At 68.8% G+C, this 18,023-nt stretch carries 16 protein-coding genes; 10 read left to right on the forward strand and 6 right to left on the reverse strand.

Features of this window, described 5'->3' with window-relative positions; translation table 11 throughout:
- Positions 1-30: 30 nt before the first annotated feature.
- The gene (locus AC1RIF_RS04780) at positions 31-1,233 is read left to right on the forward strand and encodes a site-specific integrase (RefSeq protein WP_492600244.1); all 1,203 of its coding nucleotides are present in this window, start codon (positions 31-33) and stop codon (positions 1,231-1,233) included.
- A gap of 72 nt (positions 1,234-1,305) precedes the next feature.
- Here AC1RIF_RS04780 and AC1RIF_RS04785 read toward each other — a convergent pair whose 3' ends face one another.
- A complete protein-coding gene (locus AC1RIF_RS04785) occupies positions 1,306-1,440 on the reverse strand; it encodes a hypothetical protein (protein ID WP_492600245.1) in 135 nt (44 codons plus the stop codon).
- 60 nt (positions 1,441-1,500) lie between these two features.
- On the reverse strand, positions 1,501-1,878 hold the full coding sequence (locus tag AC1RIF_RS04790) for a PPOX class F420-dependent oxidoreductase (protein ID WP_492600246.1): 378 nt from the start codon (positions 1,876-1,878) through the stop codon (positions 1,501-1,503).
- Between the two features lie 110 nt (positions 1,879-1,988).
- Between AC1RIF_RS04790 and AC1RIF_RS04795 the strand changes: the two genes are divergently transcribed.
- Entirely contained in the window at positions 1,989-3,062 is a 1,074-nt protein-coding gene (locus tag AC1RIF_RS04795) for a metallophosphoesterase (protein ID WP_492600247.1), read from the forward strand.
- A gap of 4 nt (positions 3,063-3,066) precedes the next feature.
- Here AC1RIF_RS04795 and AC1RIF_RS04800 read toward each other — a convergent pair whose 3' ends face one another.
- Positions 3,067-5,379, reverse strand: coding sequence for an FHA domain-containing protein (locus AC1RIF_RS04800; RefSeq protein ID WP_492600248.1), 2,313 nt, complete (start codon positions 5,377-5,379; stop codon positions 3,067-3,069).
- 185 nt (positions 5,380-5,564) lie between these two features.
- Here AC1RIF_RS04800 and AC1RIF_RS04805 point away from each other — a divergent pair, with 185 nt between their 5' ends.
- A complete protein-coding gene (locus AC1RIF_RS04805; protein ID WP_492600249.1) occupies positions 5,565-6,206 on the forward strand; it encodes a dihydrofolate reductase family protein in 642 nt (213 codons plus the stop codon).
- A 15-nt stretch (positions 6,207-6,221) separates the two neighbouring features.
- On the opposite strand, the gene AC1RIF_RS04810 is transcribed toward AC1RIF_RS04805, so the two are convergent.
- Complete coding sequence (locus AC1RIF_RS04810) at positions 6,222-6,686, reverse strand: hypothetical protein (RefSeq protein ID WP_492600250.1); 465 nt, start codon at positions 6,684-6,686, stop codon at positions 6,222-6,224.
- A gap of 352 nt (positions 6,687-7,038) precedes the next feature.
- Here AC1RIF_RS04810 and AC1RIF_RS04815 point away from each other — a divergent pair, with 352 nt between their 5' ends.
- Both AC1RIF_RS04815 and AC1RIF_RS04820 read left to right on the forward strand, forming a co-directional pair.
- A complete protein-coding gene (locus AC1RIF_RS04815) occupies positions 7,039-7,563 on the forward strand; it encodes a GNAT family N-acetyltransferase (protein ID WP_492600766.1) in 525 nt (174 codons plus the stop codon).
- A gap of 34 nt (positions 7,564-7,597) precedes the next feature.
- The gene (locus AC1RIF_RS04820) at positions 7,598-8,356 is read left to right on the forward strand and encodes a class I SAM-dependent methyltransferase (protein ID WP_492600251.1); all 759 of its coding nucleotides are present in this window, start codon (positions 7,598-7,600) and stop codon (positions 8,354-8,356) included.
- A 56-nt stretch (positions 8,357-8,412) separates the two neighbouring features.
- On the opposite strand, the gene cobN is transcribed toward AC1RIF_RS04820, so the two are convergent.
- On the reverse strand, positions 8,413-12,009 hold the full coding sequence (cobN, locus tag AC1RIF_RS04825; protein ID WP_492600252.1) for a cobaltochelatase subunit CobN: 3,597 nt from the start codon (positions 12,007-12,009) through the stop codon (positions 8,413-8,415).
- A gap of 209 nt (positions 12,010-12,218) precedes the next feature.
- Here cobN and cobG point away from each other — a divergent pair, with 209 nt between their 5' ends.
- The 3 genes from cobG to cobJ are packed head-to-tail and all read left to right on the forward strand — an operon-like array spanning position 12,219 to position 15,500.
- Complete coding sequence (cobG, locus tag AC1RIF_RS04830) at positions 12,219-13,358, forward strand: precorrin-3B synthase (RefSeq protein WP_492600253.1); 1,140 nt, start codon at positions 12,219-12,221, stop codon at positions 13,356-13,358.
- Between the two features lie 19 nt (positions 13,359-13,377).
- Complete coding sequence (locus AC1RIF_RS04835; protein WP_492600254.1) at positions 13,378-14,004, forward strand: precorrin-8X methylmutase; 627 nt, start codon at positions 13,378-13,380, stop codon at positions 14,002-14,004.
- An 8-nt stretch (positions 14,005-14,012) separates the two neighbouring features.
- Positions 14,013-15,500 (forward strand): precorrin-3B C(17)-methyltransferase, encoded by a 1,488-nt coding sequence (gene cobJ / locus AC1RIF_RS04840; RefSeq protein ID WP_492600255.1) that lies wholly within the window; start codon positions 14,013-14,015, stop codon positions 15,498-15,500.
- 20 nt (positions 15,501-15,520) lie between these two features.
- Here cobJ and AC1RIF_RS04845 read toward each other — a convergent pair whose 3' ends face one another.
- Positions 15,521-16,504: an NADPH:quinone reductase gene (locus AC1RIF_RS04845; RefSeq protein ID WP_492600256.1), complete on the reverse strand. Its 984-nt coding sequence runs from the start codon at positions 16,502-16,504 to the stop codon at positions 15,521-15,523.
- A 101-nt stretch (positions 16,505-16,605) separates the two neighbouring features.
- Between AC1RIF_RS04845 and AC1RIF_RS04850 the strand changes: the two genes are divergently transcribed.
- On the forward strand, positions 16,606-17,340 hold the full coding sequence (locus AC1RIF_RS04850) for a FadR/GntR family transcriptional regulator (protein ID WP_492600257.1): 735 nt from the start codon (positions 16,606-16,608) through the stop codon (positions 17,338-17,340).
- Positions 17,337-18,023, forward strand: a complete 687-nt coding sequence (locus tag AC1RIF_RS04855) for a sterol desaturase family protein (protein ID WP_492600258.1) — start codon at positions 17,337-17,339, stop codon at positions 18,021-18,023. The genes AC1RIF_RS04850 and AC1RIF_RS04855 overlap by 4 nt, the downstream gene beginning before the upstream one ends.

The following is an 18,023-nucleotide window of genomic DNA, read 5'->3' on the forward strand; positions in this document are numbered from 1 at the left end:
CATCCCGTCGGAGACGAGAGGAGCACGGGTGTGAGCGAGCACGGCGACATCGCCACGTCCGTACCCGCACTGCCCGTTGTTCCGGAACGCCCGACGTCCCGGACGGCGCCCGGGCTGGAACCTGCCGTCCCGACACTGTCCGCTTCAGCGGAGGCGCGAATCGTCGCGGCACTCGAGCAGCGACACTCGCCGTCGACGGTCCGGAACTACCGGGGCGACTGGGACAAGTTCCGCGCCTGGTGTGGCGAGCGCGGGCACGTGCCGATGCCGGCGCACCCGCACACCGTCGCCGACTACCTCACCGAGCACGCCGAGCGGCGCACCGGCAGCGGGGACCGCGTCTACGCGACGAACACGCTCACCCGATGGGTGGCGTCGATCAACTACTGGCACCGAGCCTGTTCGCGACCGGCCCCCGGCGGCACACAGATCGTCAGGGACACGTTGGCCGGAATCCGCCGTACCTACGCCGCGGCCGGGGAGCGCCCCACCAAACGTGTCGCGCCTCTCCTCGCAGACGAGATCAGCTACATCCTCGCCACCATGCGTGAGAACGCCGACACGTGGCAGGACCGGCTGCGTGAACGCCGCGACTCCGCGGTCATTCTGCTCGGATTCCTGGGGGCGTTCCGCCGCTCCGAGCTGTCCGGTCTACAGCTGCGAGACATCACCCTGCACCCGCAGGACGGCCTGCACATCCTCGTGCGTAGATCGAAGACCGATCAGGTCGGTGACGGCATGGTCAAGGCCACGCCGTTCGCGATCGGGCACCGCGCCTGCCCACCGTGCGTGTACCGGCGCTGGCTCGACGTCCTCCTCGCCCATCATCGGGGCGGCCGCGACGCCATCGCCCAGCTGCTCGACTCCCCCGGCAGGTTCGGCACGCACATCTGCCACGTCCCCTACCCGGACCTCGATCCCGACGTCGCGGTCTCACCGGTGTTCCGGCCGCTGCGCGTGAACGGGAACATCGGCGAAGCCGCACTGACCGGGCAGGGTATTCACGGGGTGATCCGCCGCGCCGCCACCGACGCCGGTCTGACCCCCGCCAAGATCGCGAAACTGGGCGGGCACTCGCTGCGCGCCGGGTTCGTCACCCAGGCGTTCCGCAACGGCGCACAAGCTCACGAAGTCATGCGCCAGACCGGGCACAAGAACCCAGCCACCCTGGAAATCTATGCCCGCGAACATAATCCGCTGACCGGGAACGCCGTCGCCGGGTTCGAGCTCTGAGGTGCCGGTAGCACAGACTCTTCCCCGACCCGGCGCCGGTGTCGACGTCGCCGATGCACCCGGCTGGAGGAACTACAGCGTCGTCGATCCGAAAATCATGCCGATCGGCACGAGGATCGCCGCTGCCGCGATCGCCAGCGGATTCCCGGCGAGCATGCCGTCGCGGAGCCAGTTCCCGATCTGAGCTGCAATGTCGTTCGAACCCATCGTGTGCCTTCCTCGGACTCTTCGCTGAATACCTGTCTTCCGGTTCATCTCCCGGCAGCGCTACTGCGTTACCGCCACCCCCACCGTCCCACTACGTCCGCGTCGAATCAGGCTGCCCTTGACGCCGATCCAGCCGAGGATCCCGTACTTGCGGGCGATCGCGGCGCGGGCCCGGTCGGTGCCGACGTCGTCGAGGATCGTCGCGGTGGCATCGATCTGCGGACCTTTGGGGTTGCCGCGGGCGTCGCACACCCCGATCGTGACGTGCGGGGATCGGCGGATCCGTTTGACCTTCCACGAATCGGTGACCGTCCACATGAGCAGCCGCCCATCGTCCATTGCCGCCCACAACGGCGTCGGCACCGGGGTGCCATCCTTCCGGAACGTGGTCAGCAGAACGTATTTCGCGGCGCCGATCTCGTCGAACGTGGTAGTCATGGGCTCAGAGTACGCAGCAGGACTGCCACGGGATGAATGTCGCGTGAACATGTGTCCGGTATCGGCGGTTCCTGTTGAACGGGCGTCCATTCTCGGGTTTGCTGTGCCTCGTGACCGAACTCGATCCGATGAACCGCCGCCGCTTCCTCGCCGCTGCCGGCGCGACCGGGGCCGGTGCGGCCGCCGTGGTCGCCATGGCACCCACCGCCTCGGCTGCCGGCCCCGTCGCGGACACCGCCAAGTTCCCGTTTCCCACCGGAAACAGTGTGCGCGTGCTCGTCACCGGTGACGCCGGCACCGGCACCCCGGCACAGTGGGCGGTCTCGGACGCGATGCGCGCCGTGCACGCGGCGGAACCGTTCGGGATGGCGCTCGGGCTCGGCGACAACATCTACGAGTCCGGCCCCAACGGCGACCGCGACGTCCAGTTCGCGACCAAGTTCGAGGACCCCAATCACGGCCTCGACTTCCCGTGGGTGATGGCGCTGGGCAACCACGACAACAGCGCGGTGTTCCCCGGGGACGGTGGCTGGCTGCTGCGGGGCGACGACGAGGTGGCCTACCACCGGACCTCCCGCAAGTGGTGGATGCCCAGCCGCTACTACTCCGTCCGGGTGCCGGAGCAGAACCCGATCGTCGAGTTCTTCGTCCTCGACCTCAATCCCGTCGCCGCGTACCTGCCCCCGCTGTTCGTGCCGTACTGGGCGGCGGACGGGCAGTTCATGAACGAGCAGCGCGCGTGGCTCGACGCGGCGATCGCATCGTCCCCCGCCAAGTGGAAGATCGCCTGCACCCACCACCCCTATCTGAGCAACGGATCGCACGGCGACGCCGGTGCGTACGACGGGATCCCGATCGAACCGATGAACGGCGTGCACGCGAAGCGTTTCTACGAGGACCACGTGGTGGGGCGGTGCCAGTTCATCCTCGCCGGACACGACCACTCGCTGCAGGTCCTCGATCCCACCGCCGAGTCGAAGGGCACCCGTCAGATCGTCTCCGGCGCGGCCGGGAAGAACAGCCACGGCAAGTCCACCAGCCCGGACCGGGCGAACCTGTACCAGAACTTCGACGACGTCGGCTTCATGGTGATGGACCTGTCCCCGGAGTCGGTGCGGCTGCGGGCGTACACCGTCGACATCCCCACGGCCGAACCGACACTCGCGTTCGACCGCCGGCTATAGGCCTCTACCGACGGCGCAGTCGGAGTCGGCTGTAGGTGAAGACCGCGAGCACACAACTGATGAGCACCAGCATGGCGATGCTGAGCAGCCACCACGATCCGGTGTGCTGCCACAGCGTGTCCGGCTCGGTGCCGGTGGCATTCGTGACCAGGTCCACCGTCGAGGCGGCGGCCGCGAACCCCCAGCGTGACGGAAACAGCCACGCGACCTGTTCGAGCACGGCGCGTCCGGTGATCGTGATCAATCCTCCGCACATGACCAGCTGCGCCATGATCGTGACCACCAGCATCGGCAGCACCTGCTCACTCGAACGCGCCACCGAGGACAGCGCCAGTCCGAGCACGACGCAGGTGCAGGTGGTGGCGGCGATGTCCACGATCAGTTCGACGGAGCCCGACGGGAGCACACTGCCGTGGGCCGGGAAACCCTTGCCCAAGTAGACGATCAACACCATGATCACCGACTGCACGATGCCGGCTGCGCAGAACACGACGATCTTCGCCGTCAGGTAGGCGGACGGTAGCAGCCCGGCGGCACGTTCGCGCTGATAGACCATCCGCTCGCCGACAAGGTCGCGGATGGTCAGTGAACAGCCCATGAACGCGGCGCCGAGAATCAGTACCACGAGGATCTGGGTGAGTTCGCCGGATACGTCGGCACCGGACTGCCCGAACCCGGTGTCTCCCGGCACGAGCAGGGCCAGGCCGCCGAGCACGAACGGCAGCAGCGACAGGAAGATCAGGTAGCCCCGGTCGGCGCGGATCAGCCGAACCTGGCGGCGGGCGACGGTGCTCAGCTGTTTGCGCCTCGAGGTGTGTGCGGGAGAGCCGAGCGGCCCCGGTGGGGTCGGTGGTGGCGCCTCCACCACCGGGCGCGTGGCGCGGTACTCGGCGAACACCCCGTCGGGGTCGGAGGCGACGCGGGCGAAGATGTCGGCCCAGTCGGTGCTGCCGAGCGCGCTCCCGACTCGGTCGGGCGGTCCCACATACGCGGTCTTGCCGCCGGGAGCGAGGAGGAGGACCTGGTCGCACATCTCGAGGTAGGACAGTGAATGCGTGACGATGACGACGACGCGGCCCGAATCGGCCAGGCCGCGCAGCGTCGCCATGATCTGTCGATCGAGCGCGGGGTCGAGACCGGACGTCGGTTCGTCGAGGATGAGCAGGGAAGGTCCCGTGAGCAACTCCAACGCGACCGATGCGCGTTTGCGTTGCCCGCCGGAGAGACGATCGACGCGGGTGTCGGCGTGCTCGGTCAGTTGCAGTTCGTCGAGTACCCCAGCGATCACCGCTTCACGGTCGGCCCGGGTGGTGTCCGGCGGCAGTCTCAGCTCGGCGGCGTAACCGAGGGCCATCCGGACGGTCAGCTGCCGATGGACGACGTCGTCCTGAGGGACCATGCCGATACGGGAACGCAGGACCGAATAGTCGGTGTGCACGCTGCGTCCTTCGAATTCGACGACGCCTTCCGTGGGGCCTGCCGAGCCGGAGATGATCTTGGCGACCGTGGTCTTTCCCGCGCCGGAGGGCCCGATCACCGCGGTGAGACTGCCGGGTCCCGCCGTGAAGGTGACGTCCTCCAGCAGTCGCCGCCCACCTTCGATGGTGAGTCCGACGCCGTCCACACGTAGACCGCCGGCGGTCGAAGCTGTCGTCTGCCGCGGAACGAGACGGCCGTCCTGCACGCTGAAGTCGGTGTTGCCGATGGTGACGACGTCGCCTTCGGTCAGCCGTGCGCGCGTCACCCGGGCACCGCCGACGAACGTTCCGTTGACACTCCCCAGATCATCGAGTTCCAGGCCGGACGGCGCGCTGTGGACTATCGCGTGACGGCGTGAGGCCAGCACATCCCGGACGACGATGTCGTTGTCGGGGGACCGTCCGATCGTGAGGGCGCCCGCGGGAACGGTCTCGTGCGGTGCCGGGGGCGGGGCGATCGAGGCCCCTGTGTCGATGGTCGACTCGTCCCATCGACTGCCCACGTCCCGTCTGGTCGCGTCGGGATCTTCGATCGAGATCCGCACGGTGGGTCCCTCGACCGCGTCACCCAGGCGGACGAGGACGGTGTCCGTGACGGGGACCTCTTCTCGGCGCTTGCCGTCGACGTAGATCCCGTTCTTGCTGTCGGAGTCGACGAGCTGCCATCCCTCGTCCCACCTGAGCCGCGCATGCTCGCGCGACACCACGGGATCGACGATCGTGATCTCCAATTGGGGGTCCCGGCCGATGCGGACCGCTTTGCCCGCACTGTGGCTTGTACGGCCGGTTTCGGTCTCGACCACGACCCGCGGGCGCCCGCTTCTCGTCCAGTCGTCCATCGCCAGGCCTCCGTCACCATCAGGCGTAGAGCGTCGACCTCTCCATGGTCCCACGCCCCGGGATCCGTCGACAGAACGGTCACTCTCGTATCCTCGCGGCCGGGGCGTGACCACGTCATGATGAGTTTCGTCGACGCAGGGAGTCTGACTTTCTCGTAACACCACCTTCGAGAGCGGAGCGCCACGTGAGTCAGCTGTTAAAGGTCCAGAACTTCAACGTCTCGAGCGACGGCGTCGCGTGCGGCGAGAACCAGACCTTCGAGAGCCCGTTCGGTCTCGACCCAGGTGAGATGTTCGCGTGGGCTGGTGCGACTGCGAGCTGGCCCATGCGCACCGATTCCGGTGGCAGCCGCGGCCTCGACGACTACTTCACCCGCGACTTCTCCCACAACATCGGCGCCGAGATCATGGGTCGCAACAAGTTCGGGCCGCAGCGCGGCCCGTGGGAGAACCTGGAGTGGGAGGGGTGGTGGGGTGAGGAGCCGCCGTTCCACACACCGGTGTTCGTCACGACCCACCACCCCCGGCCGTCGATCACACGCGGCGAGACGACGTTCCACTTCGTCGACGGCGAACCGGCCACGATCCTCGAGCAGGCCAAAGAAGCGGCGCAGGGCAAGGACGTCCGGCTCGGCGGCGGGGTCACGACCATCCGGGAGTTCCTCGACGCCGATCTGGTCGACACCATGCACGTGGCCGTCTCCCCGATCACGTTCGGTATCGGACTGCGGCTGTGGGAGACCCCGGACGAGCTGCTCGACCGATTCCATCTGGAAACGGTGCCCAGCTCGAGCGGGGTGATACACCACCTGTTCTGGCGAAAGTAGCCCAGGGATGACCTGTTACAGCCCGTAGTTCTCGACGTCGTATCGGTTCGGGCGCGCGAATCTCAGGGTTTCGATCTTCGTTCGTCCGTCCCGGTAGAAAACGATCACCAGAAGCGGTTCCGCGTAGTAGATCTGGACGGGGTCGCCCTGATCCTCGTCTCGAGAATTCCCCAACAGGGCGTCGACCTCGTCCTTCCTCATGGCATGGGAGAGACCGAGTGGGAGGATGCCGCCGAAACCTTGGTGGACGTCGACGGACCGAAACGTGAGCCAGCCGTCCCCGACCGGTCCGGGAACATGGTCCTCCCGATAGGACTCGGTCAGGTCGAACTCCAGCGAAACCAGCTTGTCCGAGCTTCGCACCCGGGTCGTGGGATCGACCCGGGGCAGCCGGTTCATGCCGTGCTCACGCAGGAAGGCACGGAATGCGGTGCTGCCGGAGGTATGCCCCAAGAGGTCAAGGAGGTCGGCGATGTTCACTCGGTCAGTTTCCTCTCCTCGGAACTACCCGATCAAATGGCTATCGGTCGGCGATGTCAACCGGCTCAGAGTCCAGGTGGTCTTCCTTCTGCGCGTCCGATACTGACTCGTCACAGCGCCCTGCAGCCACGGCGTCCTCGCGCGCCATGAGGAAATCGGGTAGCGCCGCTCAACAGCTCTCGGTAGAACAGGGCTGTGATCGCGACAGTCGAAACTCGAGAATTTGAGTCGACAGAACTGGGAGGAAGTGGCTGACCTTGCTGTCGCAGACGATCAACACGAGTTGATCGCGTCGAACCTGTACTCGATAGCGGAGAGCCGTTTCATTCCCGGCTTCTCGACCAAGGCAGTGATGTTCGACGGCGATACCGTTGGTTTTGTCATGTACGGTACCGATCCCGATGACGGCGATGTCTGGCTCTATCGGCTGATGATCGACCACCGCTTTCAGCGTCGAGGACTTGGCCGTGCGGCGCTTGCCGAGGTCGTCCGCGACGTCGGCGACGAACTCGGAGCAAACGTTCTACGACTGGGAGTCGCCCCGAGAATGCCATTGCCAAGTCACTCTACGAGTCCTCCGGATTCCGGCCCACCGGACAGTTCATCTGCGGCGAAGAGATTCTGCAGATCAGGATCCCGACCAGCACCACCTGAGCAACGGCCGGCCGAGGGCGACAGACGTAGGCGTGAATCGCCCCGCGCAGACTCCCACTCGATCCTTGAAATCTCGCCGCCGAAGTCGGGCGCGCTCCATGGGGATGGACCAACGCAGAAACGCAAGCAGCCTGAGTGTTCTCCGGCGAAACAGGTTCGACCAGAACCGTGCTCGGTCGGTAGCGTGCTCGGTGAAGTAGTGCTCGGCGCTGCGGTGCGGTAGATCGGAAGGCGGATTGATGTCGGTAGAGCCGGACATGATTGCGTGGGAATACGGGTCGCTGGCCACGTTGGCGTACGAACTCGACAAGCCGATCGGGACTTCTTTCGGTGACGTCGAGTTCTACACATCGCGACTGCGCGGTGTGACCGGTCCCGTGCTCGAACCCGCGGTAGGTACGGGCCGAATCCTGATTCCCCTTCTGGAACAGGGCTTCTCCGTGCGGGGATACGACACCTCGGCCGCCATGCTCGAGCAATGCCGCACCAACTGTGCACGGCACGGCATTGTCCCGGACGTCGACGAGGGCGATATGACTCGCTACAGCGACGAACGCGCATACGAAGCGATCGTGATCCCGACCGGGTCCTTCGCGCTGCTGCCGGACCGCGACAGCGCCCTCGCCGCGCTCGAAGCGATGCACGCCAACCTCGCCCCGCGTGGCCGGCTCATCGTCGACATCGAGCCGCCGGCCGTGTACGTCGAGCCTGGGCACGACCCGGTCCGCCATTGGTGGCACGAGGGGAATCTGATCACCCTCGACACCTGGCAGAAGACGGTCGACCCGATCGCTCAGCGTTCGACCAGCTGGCTCCGCTACGAGTACTGGGTGGCCGGCGCACTGGCCCGAACCGAACTGCAGATGTTCTCGCTGCTGTGGTTCGGAATGTCCGAGTTCACCACCATGCTGCACCAGGCTGGCTTCATCGACGTGTCCGTCCACGGTGGATACCGCGCCGGTAGCGCACCGACCCCCACCGACCACGTGTGGACCTTCGAGGCCTCCCGCGGCTGAGCCGGCGAAGATCCTCGTGGCCGAATCGCTGTCGGGGCGGGCGACCGCCGCGTCGATTACCCCTCCAGTTCGCCCTCGGTCTCGAGGTACACCTGCCGCAACCCCTCGAGCACCTCGGGTGACGGCTCCTCCCACATGTTCCGCTCCACGGCCTCGAGCAGGCGCTCGGAGATGCCGTGCAGCGCCCACGGATTCGACTCCGACATGAACTTACGGTTCTGCTCGTCCAGCACGTACGTCTCGGCGAGCTTCTCGTACATCCAGTCCGCGACGACGTTGGTGGTCGCGTCGTACCCGAACAGGTAGTCGACGGTCGCGGCCATCTCGAAGGCGCCCTTGTAGCCGTGCCGGCGCATCGCCTCGAGCCAGCGCGGATTCACCACGCGGGCCCGGAAGACGCGTGCGGTCTCCTCCGACAGCGTGCGGGTGCGCACCGCGTCGGGGCGGGTGCTGTCACCGATGTACGCCTCCGGCGACTTCCCGGTGAGCGCGCGAACCGTGGCGACCATGCCGCCGTGGTACTGGAAGTAGTCGTCCGAGTCGGCGATGTCGTGCTCGCGGGTGTCGGTGTTCTTGGCCGCCACCGCGATCCGCTTGTAGGCGCTGCGCATGTCGTCCGACGCCGGAACACCGTCGAGGCCACGACCGTACGCGTAGCCGCCCCACGTGGTGTACACCTGCGCGAGGTCGGCGTCGTCACGCCAGTTCTTCGAGTCGATCAGCTGCAGCAGGCCCGCGCCGTACGTGCCGGGCTTGGAGCCGAAGATGCGGGTGGTGGCGCGTCGGTCGTCGCCGTGCTCGGCGAGATCCGCCTGCGCGTGGGCGCGCACGTAGTTGTCCTCGTCGGACTCGTCGAGACCGGCGACCAGGCGGACCGCGTCGTCGAGCAGCGCCAGCACGTGCGGGAACGCGTCCCGGAAGAAGCCGCTGATACGGACGGTGACGTCGATGCGCGGGCGGCCGAGCTCGGCGAGGTCGATCACCTCGAGACTGGTGACGCGGCGGGACGCCTCGTCCCACACCGGGCGGACACCGAGCAGTGCGAACACCTCGGCGATGTCGTCGCCCGAGGTGCGCATCGCGGACGTGCCCCACACCGACAGCCCCACCGACTTCGGCCACTCGCCGTGGTCGGCGCGGTAGCGCGCGGCGAGCGACTCGGCCATCGCCTGACCGGTCTCCCAGGCGAGCCGCGACGGAACGGCCTTGGGGTCGACGGAGTAGAAGTTGCGGCCGGTGGGCAGCACGTTGATCAGGCCGCGCAGCGGCGACCCGGACGGGCCGGCGGCGATGAAGCCGCCGTCCAGCGCGTGCAGTACCTGGGAGATCTCGCCGGACGTCTGCCGCAGCCGCGGCACCACCTCCGTTGCGGCGAACCGCAGGATCTGCCGGACGGTGTCGTCGTCGGACAGGGCGTCGGCGGCGGCAGGATCCCAGTTCGCCTCGGCCAGCGCGGCGAGCAGGGCGTGCGCCTGCGCCTCGATCTGGTCGACGCGTCCGCGGTCCTCGTCGCCGGCCTCGCTGAGCCCCAACGCCTCCCGCAGACCGGGGACGGTCTGCTCGCCGCCCCACATCTGCCGGGCGCGGAGCATCGCGAGCACCAGCTCCACCTCGGCGTCGCCCTCGGGCGCCTTACCGAGGATGTGCAGGCCGTCGCGGATCTGGACGTCCTTGATCTCGCACAGCCAGCCGTCGACGTGCATGAGCATGTCGTCGAACACGTCCTCCTCGGGACGCTCGGTCAGGCCCAGGTCGTGGTCCATCTTCGCCGCCCGCATCAGCGTCCAGATCTGCTGGCGGATCGCCGGCAGCTTCGCCGGGTCGAGCGCCGAGATGTTGGAGTGCTCGTCGAGCAACTGCTCGAGCCGGGAGATGTCGCCGTAGCTCTCGGCACGCGCCATCGGCGGGATGAGGTGATCGACCAGGGTGGCGTGCGCGCGGCGCTTGGCCTGCGTGCCCTCACCCGGATCGTTGACCAGAAACGGATAGATCAGCGGCAGGTCGCCGAGCGCGGCATCGGTGCCGCACGACGCCGACATGCCGAGGGTCTTGCCGGGCAGCCACTCGAGGTTGCCGTGCTTGCCGATGTGCACGACGGCGTCCGCCCCGAAACCACCCTGCTCCGTGTTCGCGGCGATCCACCGGTACGCGGCCAGGTAGTGGTGGCTCGGCGGCAGGTCCGGGTCGTGGTAGATCGCCACCGGGTTCTCGCCGAAGCCGCGGGGCGGCTGCACCATCAGCACGACGTTGCCGGCCCGGATCGCGGCGATGACGATCTCGCCGGCCGGATCGGAAGAGCGGTCCACGTACAGCTCGCCGGGCGCGGCACCCCAGTGCTCCTCGACGCCGTTACGGAAGTCCTGCGGCAGCGTCGCGAACCATTCGCGGTAGCGGGCGGCGGAGATGCGGATCGGGTTGCCCTCGAGCTGCTCTGCGGTGAGCCAGTCCGGGTCCTGACCGCCGGCGGCGATGAGCGCGTGGATGAGCGCGTCGCCGTCCTGCGCGGCGAGACCGGGCAGCGCATCGTCGCCGTCCACCGGTCCCACGTCGTATCCGGCGGTCCGCATCTCGGTGAGCAGGTCGATGGTGCTGGCCGGGGTATCCAGGCCCACGGCGTTGCCGATCCGGGCGTGCTTGGTGGGGTACGCCGAGAGCATCAGCGCGATCCGCTTGTCCGCGTTGGGGATCCGGCGCAGCCGGGCGTGCCGGACCGCGATACCGGCGACCCGGGCGGCCCGCTCGGCGTCGGGCACGTACGCGGTGAGACCGTCGGCGTCGATCTCCTTGAACGAGAACGGCACCGTGATCAGGCGCCCGTCGAACTCCGGGACCGCGACCTGCGTCGCGACGTCGAGCGGCGACAGGCCGTCGTCGTTGGCCTCCCACGCCTCGCGGCTGCTGGTCAGGCACAGGCCCTGCAGGATCGGCACGTCGAGCGCCGCCAGCGCGGCGACGTCCCACGACTCGTCGTCGCCGCCGGCCTGCGCGTTCGCGGGCTTGGTGCCGCCCGCCGCGAGGACGGTGACGACCATCGCGTCGGCGCGACGCAACGTCTCGAGGAGTTCGGCCGGCGCGGTTCGCAGCGACGCGCAGAAGATCGGCAGCGGGTTCGCACCCGCGTCCTCGACGGCGCGGCACAGCGCCTCGATGTACGCGGTGTTCCCGGCCAGGTGCTGGGCACGGTAATAGAGCACCGCGACAGTGGGTCCCTCCACGCTGGTCGCCTCACGCTCGAGGAGTCCCCAGTTCGGCAGGTGCACGGCCGGCTCGAAGCCGTGACCGGTGAGCAGCACGGTGTCGGACAGGAAGTTGTGCAACTGGCGCAGGTTGTCGGCGCCGCCCTCGGCCAGGTAGGTGTGCGCCTCGGCCGCGATGCCGGCGGGGACCGTCGAGCACTCCATCAGCTCGGCGTCGGGAGCCTGCTCGCCACCGAGGATCACCGCAGGCAACCCGGACGCGAGCACCGCGTCGATGCCGTCCTCCCACGCCCGGCGGCCACCCAGGATGCGGACGACGACCAGGTCGACACCGTCGAGCAGGCCGGGCAGGTCCTCGTCGACCAGGAGGCGGGCCGGGTTGGCCCAGCGGTAGTCGGCGCCGCTCGCGCGGGCGCTGAGCAGGTCGGTGTCGGACGTCGACAGCAGCAGGATCACTGTTGCAGCCTTTCTGGGGTTTCGCGCCCCACGGCAAGGTTCCGGCGAGACACGTCTCGGGAACGGGTTCGGGCGGCGGAAGAGGGTCTGACTTTCACAGTGGCGCGACCGCCCGGAATCTCACCGGTTTCCTCTTCTGCCGCGGTCGCCGGTGATCCTACCGGTCACTCGTTTGCACACCCGCCCCCGCACTTCTCTAGCCTGGAGACGTGCCATCTCCACGTTCCGGCCCGGACAAGTGCCCGGGTGCCCTCCAGGTCCACCAGGCCGCCGACGGCCCGCTCGCCCGCGTCCGCCTGCCCGGCGGCGTGATTACATCGCCGCAGCTCCAGGCGCTGGCGACGGCAGCGCAGGAGATCGGCAACGGCGAGATCGAGTTGACCTCGCGCGGCAATGTGCAGCTGCGGGCGGTGTCCGATCCCGAGGAGTTCGCTCGCCGGATCGCCGACGTCGGCCTGCTGCCGTCCACGACGCACGAGCGGGTGCGCAACATCCTCGCCTCGCCGCTGTCCGGACGGATCGGTGGTGTCGCCGACGTGCGCGGGCTGGTCACCGACCTGGACCGCGGCCTGTGCGCCGACCCGGCATTGGCCGACCTACCGGGACGCACGCTGTTCACCCTCGACGACGGCACCGGCGACATCACGGGACTGCGCGGCGACTTCGGTGTGCACGCGCTGGACGACGGCCGGTTCGCGCTGATCCTGGCCGGTGAGGACACCGGCGCGCGTGTGGCGGCGGCCGACGCGGTCGACGTGCTGCTGGCGTCGGCGCGCACGTTCGCCGAGATCCGCGACGACGCGTGGCGCCTCAACGAGGTACCGGGCGGCACCGAGCGCGTGTTGGCCCGGCTCGGACTCGAGTACGGCGACCCGGTGGGACTGCCCGCCGCGGTCGACCGTGGCCCGATCGGCTGGCTGGACCAGCCCGACGGGCACGTCACGCTCGCCGCCGGACTCGCGTTCGGCACTCTCCCGGCCCGGCTCGCGGAGTTCCTCGCGGCGGTCGAGAATCCGATCGTCGTCACCCCGTGGCGGTCGCTGCTGCTGCCCGACCTCGAGGAGTGGGCCGCCGAGCAGGTGGTGCGGGTCCTCGCGCCGATGGGCCTGATCTTCGACGAGAACTCGCCGTATCTGCAGGTCAGTGCGTGCGCGGGGCAGCCGGGCTGCGCCAAGTCGCACACCGACGTGCGGGCCGATGCGCGGGAAGCGATCGAGAACGACGACCTGCCCGCCGACGGCCGTCAACACTGGTCCGGGTGCGATCGCAAGTGCGGCCGCCCACGCGGCGAGGTAACAGACGTGGTCGCCGACCCCGACGGTTACCGGGTGGATAACGGCCCGTCGTGATGCCTCTATCGTGTGGCGCATGATCGACTACATCCGCGACGGTGCGGAGATTTATCGCCAGTCCTTCGCGACCATCCGGGCCGAGTCCGACCTCACCCGGTTCCCCGCCGACGTCTCGCAGGCGGTCGTCCGGATGATCCACGCGAGCGGTCAGGTCGATCTGGTTGACGACGTCGCGTTCACCCCGAACGTGGTCGCCGACGCCCGCGAGGCGCTGCGCCGCGGGGCCCCGATCCTGTGCGACGCGAAGATGGTCGCCGCCGGGGTCACCCGCAAGCGTCTCCCCCGCGACAACGACGTGCTGTGCATGCTCGACGATCCGCGAGTTCCCGTGCTGGCCAAGGCCATCGACAACACCCGCTCGGCGGCGGCGCTCGAGCTGTGGGGCGACAAGCTCGACGGTGCGGTCGTCGCGATCGGCAACGCCCCCACCGCGCTGTTCCACCTGTTGAACCTCATCGAGGCCGGTGCGCCGCGGCCCGCGGCGATCGTCGGCGGACCCGTCGGGTTCATCGGCGCGGCCGAGTCCAAGGAGGCGCTGATCGAGCATCCCGCCGGCCTCGAGTACCTGGTGGTGCGCGGCCGGCGCGGCGGCAGCGCGATCACCGCGGCCGCCCTCAACGCGATTGCGAGCGAAGTCGAATGACGGACAGCATGAGCGCCGGCAAGTTGTGGGGTGTCGGTATCGGGCCCGGCGACCCGGAGTTGATGACGGTCAAGGCCGCGCGCGTGATCGGCGAGGCCGACGTCGTCGCGTTCCACAGCGCCCGGCACGGGCGCAGCATCTCGCGCGGCGTCGCCGCCCCGTACATGCGCGACGACCAGATCGAGGAACACCTCGTCTACCCCGTGACCACCGAGACCATCGATCATCCCGGCGGCTACCAGGGCGCGATGGACGAGTTCTACGAGCAGGCCGCCGCACGCCTGGCCGCGCACCTCGAGGCCGGCCGCAGCGTCGCGCTCCTCGCGGCCGGCGATCCGCTGTTCTACAGCTCGTACATGCACATGCACAAGCGTCTGGCCGGCCGCTTCGAGGCCGAAGTCATCCCCGGCGTCACCGCCGTCAACGCCGCATCGGCCGCCCTGGCGGAGCCGCTCGTCGAGGGCGAGGAGGTGCTCACGGTCCTGCCCGGCACGCTGCCGCAGGAGGAGTTGACCCGGCGCCTGCGCGAGACGGACGCCGCCGCGATCATGAAGCTCGGCCGGACCTACCCCGCTGTGCGCCAGGCGTTGAAGGACTCCGGACGCATCGACGAGGCCCGCTACGTCGAGCGCGCCAGCACCGACCGTCAGCGCGTCGCCGCCGCCGACGAGGTGGACGACGCGGACGTGCCGTACTTCTCGATCGCCATCGTGCCCAGCCCGTCGAACAACCGCGTCGAGAGCCCGCGGCCCGTCGGTGAGGTGGTCGTCGTCGGGCTCGGCCCCGGCGACCAGGAGTGGACCACGCCGGAGGTCCGCCGCGAACTCGCCCGCGCCACCGACCTGGTCGGCTACACCACCTACATCGACCGGGTCCCGGTCCGCCCGGGGCAACGCCGACACGCCAGCGACAACCGCGTCGAGGCCGAACGGGCCGCGATGGCCCTGGACATGGCCAAGCGCGGCGGACGAGTCGTCGTCGTCTCCTCCGGCGATCCGGGTGTGTTCGCGATGGCCGCGGCCGTGCTCGAGGTGGCGGCCGAGGACCAGTGGCGCGGCGTCCCGGTCCGGATCCTGCCCGGCATGACCGCAGCCAACGCCGTCGCCAGCCGCGTCGGTGCGCCACTGGGCCACGACTACGCGATGCTGTCCCTGTCGGATCGGCTCAAGCCGTGGGACATCGTCGCCAAGCGCGTCTCCGCGGTGGCGAGCGCGGACATGGCGTTCGCCGTCTACAACCCGGCGTCGAAGTCCCGCACGTGGCAGGTCGCCGCGATGCGCGACCTGGTGCTCGAGCACCGCTCCCCCGACACCCCGGTGATCATCGGCCGGGACATCGCCGGACCGGAGGAGTCGATCAAGGTCGTGCGCCTCGCGGATCTCGATCCCGCGGACGTCGACATGCGCTGCCTGTTGATCGTCGGCTCGTCACAGACGACCGTCGTCGAGAACCCGTACGGGACCACGGTTTTCACGCCGCGGCACTACCCGGGCTGACACCCCGACACCCGGCCCGCTCAGGGGTGGACGATCACCCGCCCACCGACACCCCGCTCGACCGCCTCGTGGGCGTCGACGATCCGGTCGAGCGGTAGACGTTCGGCGATCCGGACCCGGAGACTGCCGGCGAGGAGGGCCGCGGTCAGTTCTGCCGCGGCGTGCTCCTTGACCTCCGGAGGGAAGTCGTCGCTGCCGAGCAGGCGCAGCGTCGTGTCGGCGAACCCGAGCCGCCAGTACGGAATGGCCGGGTGATCGTCGGACGAGTAGTAAGAGCTGATCACGGCGCCGACACCGACGATCGCGGCGTCCAGGTCGATGTGGCGGGCCAGGTCCACCTCGGCGATCCGGTCCACGCCGCCCGGCGCCACCTCCCGGATACGCGCGGCCAGATCGGGGTCGTCGGCGAGGAACACCCCGACTGCGCCCCACGAACGGACGATCTCCTGCTGTTCGGGTCGACGAACGACGCCGAGCACGCGTGCACCGTCACGCACGGCCATCTGGGCGGCGACAGACCCGACACCGCCTGCGGCGCCGTGGACCAGGACCGTGAGGCGGCGGACGCTGCCGTCGGCGAACACAGCGCGGTAGCCGGTAATTCCAGCGATGCCGAGGCATGCCGCCTGGTCGAACAGGTCGATGTCCGTGGAGCCCGGTAGCGGTACGGCGAAGGACACCGGTACGACGCAGAACTCGGCCGCCGTCCCGAAGGCGCGGTAGGACTGGGCGCCGTAGCACCAGACGGCCCGGCCGATCCAGCGCGTGTCCACGTCGGGCCCGACGGCGTCGACCACACCGGCGCCGTCGCTGTGCGGCACCACCCGCGGATACGGCATCGGTGAGTCCCGCCAGCCCGATCGCTTCTTCACGTCTCCCGGGTTCACCCCGGACGCCTGGATCCGGATCCGGACCTCGCCCGGACCAGGCCGCGACTCAGGGAGCTCACCGACGATCAGAACCTCGGCCGCCGGACCCCGGCGGTCGTACCAGGCTGCGCGCATCACGAAGTCCTTCCCTCGGATGGTTCGAGGCTACGCGTCCATCAGGGGACACTGGTCCGACCACTTGACCAACAGCCAGGCGACCGCCTAGCGTTTGTGACATGGATCTCACACCTGTGCGTCGGCGATCGATCCCCGACGACGTCTTCGAGCAGCTGCTGGACGGCGTCGTCGGTGGTCGGCTCACCGCCGGTGAGGAACTGCTCAGCGAGCGGCGGATGGCCGAGGCGCTGGGGGTCTCCCGCCCCGCGGTCCGCGAGGCGGTGAGCCGGATCGCCGCGATGGGACTGGTCGACGTCCGTCAGGGCGGGGCCACCGTCGTGACCGACCTGCGCCGACGGGCCGGGCTGGATCTGCTCCCCCGACTCCTGGTTCGCGGTGGCGAAATCGACCTCGCTGTCGCGCGCAGCATCCTCGAGGCGCGGCTGTGGAACGGCCCCAAGGCCGCCGAACTGGCTGCAGCGCGAGCCGCCGACGACCTCGCCGACTCTATGGACGCCGTTCTCGACGCCCTCGACGCGGATCCCGATGCAGTGCGGCGTCAGCAGCTGGCGCTGGACTTCTGGGACCTGGTAATCGACGGCGCCGACTCGATCACCTTCCGGCTCATGTTCAACACCCTGCGGGCGGCGTACGAACCGATGCTGGACGCGCTCGCGCTGGTGATGGCGGCCGAGGTGAACGAGGTCGAGCGCTACCGGACAATCGTCACCGCGATCCGGCACCGCGACACCGCGGCCGCCTTCACGGCAGCACATTCACTGCTCGCTCCCGCGACCGAGCTCATCGAGGCGGCACTCGACTTCGCCCACACCGATTCTCAGGAGGACACGTGACCACCACCCGCACGGACTCGCCGGCCTTCGGGCGAAACGTCACCCTCGCAGCCGCGCTGCGTGAGTTCACACGTCACCCGAGCCCATGGATCATCGGCGTCCTGTTCGTGGGCGCGTTCACCGCCCGCCTGACCGTCGGGGCCTGGAGCTGGGCGGACGCCCTCGTGCCGGCGGTGATTCTCGCGCTGTTCCCATTGCTGGAATGGATCATCCACGTCCTCGTCCTGCACTGGCGTCCGCGCCGAGTCGCCGGCCTCACGGTCGATCCGCTGCTCGCACGCAAACACCGCGCGCACCACTCCGACCCGCGCGACATTCCGCTGGATTTCATCCCGGCGCCGGTATTCGTGTGGCTGGTGCCACTGCTGCTCGCGGTCACGCTGTTCGTCGCGCCCCGTATCGAGCTCGGTCTGACGTTCCTGGCCATGATCACCGCGCTCGGACTCGTCTACGAGTGGACGCACTTCCTGATCCACACCGACTACAAGCCCAAGTCCGCGCTGTACAAGGCGACCTGGCGGCACCACCGCAACCATCACTACCGCAACGAGCACTACTGGTTCACGGTCACCACCTCGGGCACCGCAGACCGCCTCCTCGGCACCGCACCCGATCCGGACACGGTCGAGAAGTCACCGACAGCCAAGCACCTGCACGGACTGCACGCCGCGACCGACCGGTGA

This window comes from Prescottella sp. GW823-FHT02E09 (genome assembly GCF_058797375.1).

Coding starts and splice junctions, on each gene's coding strand:
- AC1RIF_RS04785 (WP_492600245.1), bottom strand. CDS start 1,440: ATGGGTTCGAACGACATTGCAGCTCAGATCGGGAACTGGCTCCGCGAC.
- AC1RIF_RS04790 (WP_492600246.1), bottom strand. CDS start 1,878: ATGACTACCACGTTCGACGAGATCGGCGCCGCGAAATACGTTCTGCTG.
- AC1RIF_RS04800 (WP_492600248.1), bottom strand. CDS start 5,379: ATGGACGACTGGACGAGAAGCGGGCGCCCGCGGGTCGTGGTCGAGACC.
- AC1RIF_RS04815 (WP_492600766.1), top strand. CDS start 7,039: ATGTTCGACGGCGATACCGTTGGTTTTGTCATGTACGGTACCGATCCC.
- AC1RIF_RS04820 (WP_492600251.1), top strand. CDS start 7,598: ATGATTGCGTGGGAATACGGGTCGCTGGCCACGTTGGCGTACGAACTC.
- AC1RIF_RS04835 (WP_492600254.1), top strand. CDS start 13,378: ATGATCGACTACATCCGCGACGGTGCGGAGATTTATCGCCAGTCCTTC.
- cobJ (WP_492600255.1), top strand. CDS start 14,013: ATGAGCGCCGGCAAGTTGTGGGGTGTCGGTATCGGGCCCGGCGACCCG.
- AC1RIF_RS04845 (WP_492600256.1), bottom strand. CDS start 16,504: ATGCGCGCAGCCTGGTACGACCGCCGGGGTCCGGCGGCCGAGGTTCTG.
- AC1RIF_RS04850 (WP_492600257.1), top strand. CDS start 16,606: ATGGATCTCACACCTGTGCGTCGGCGATCGATCCCCGACGACGTCTTC.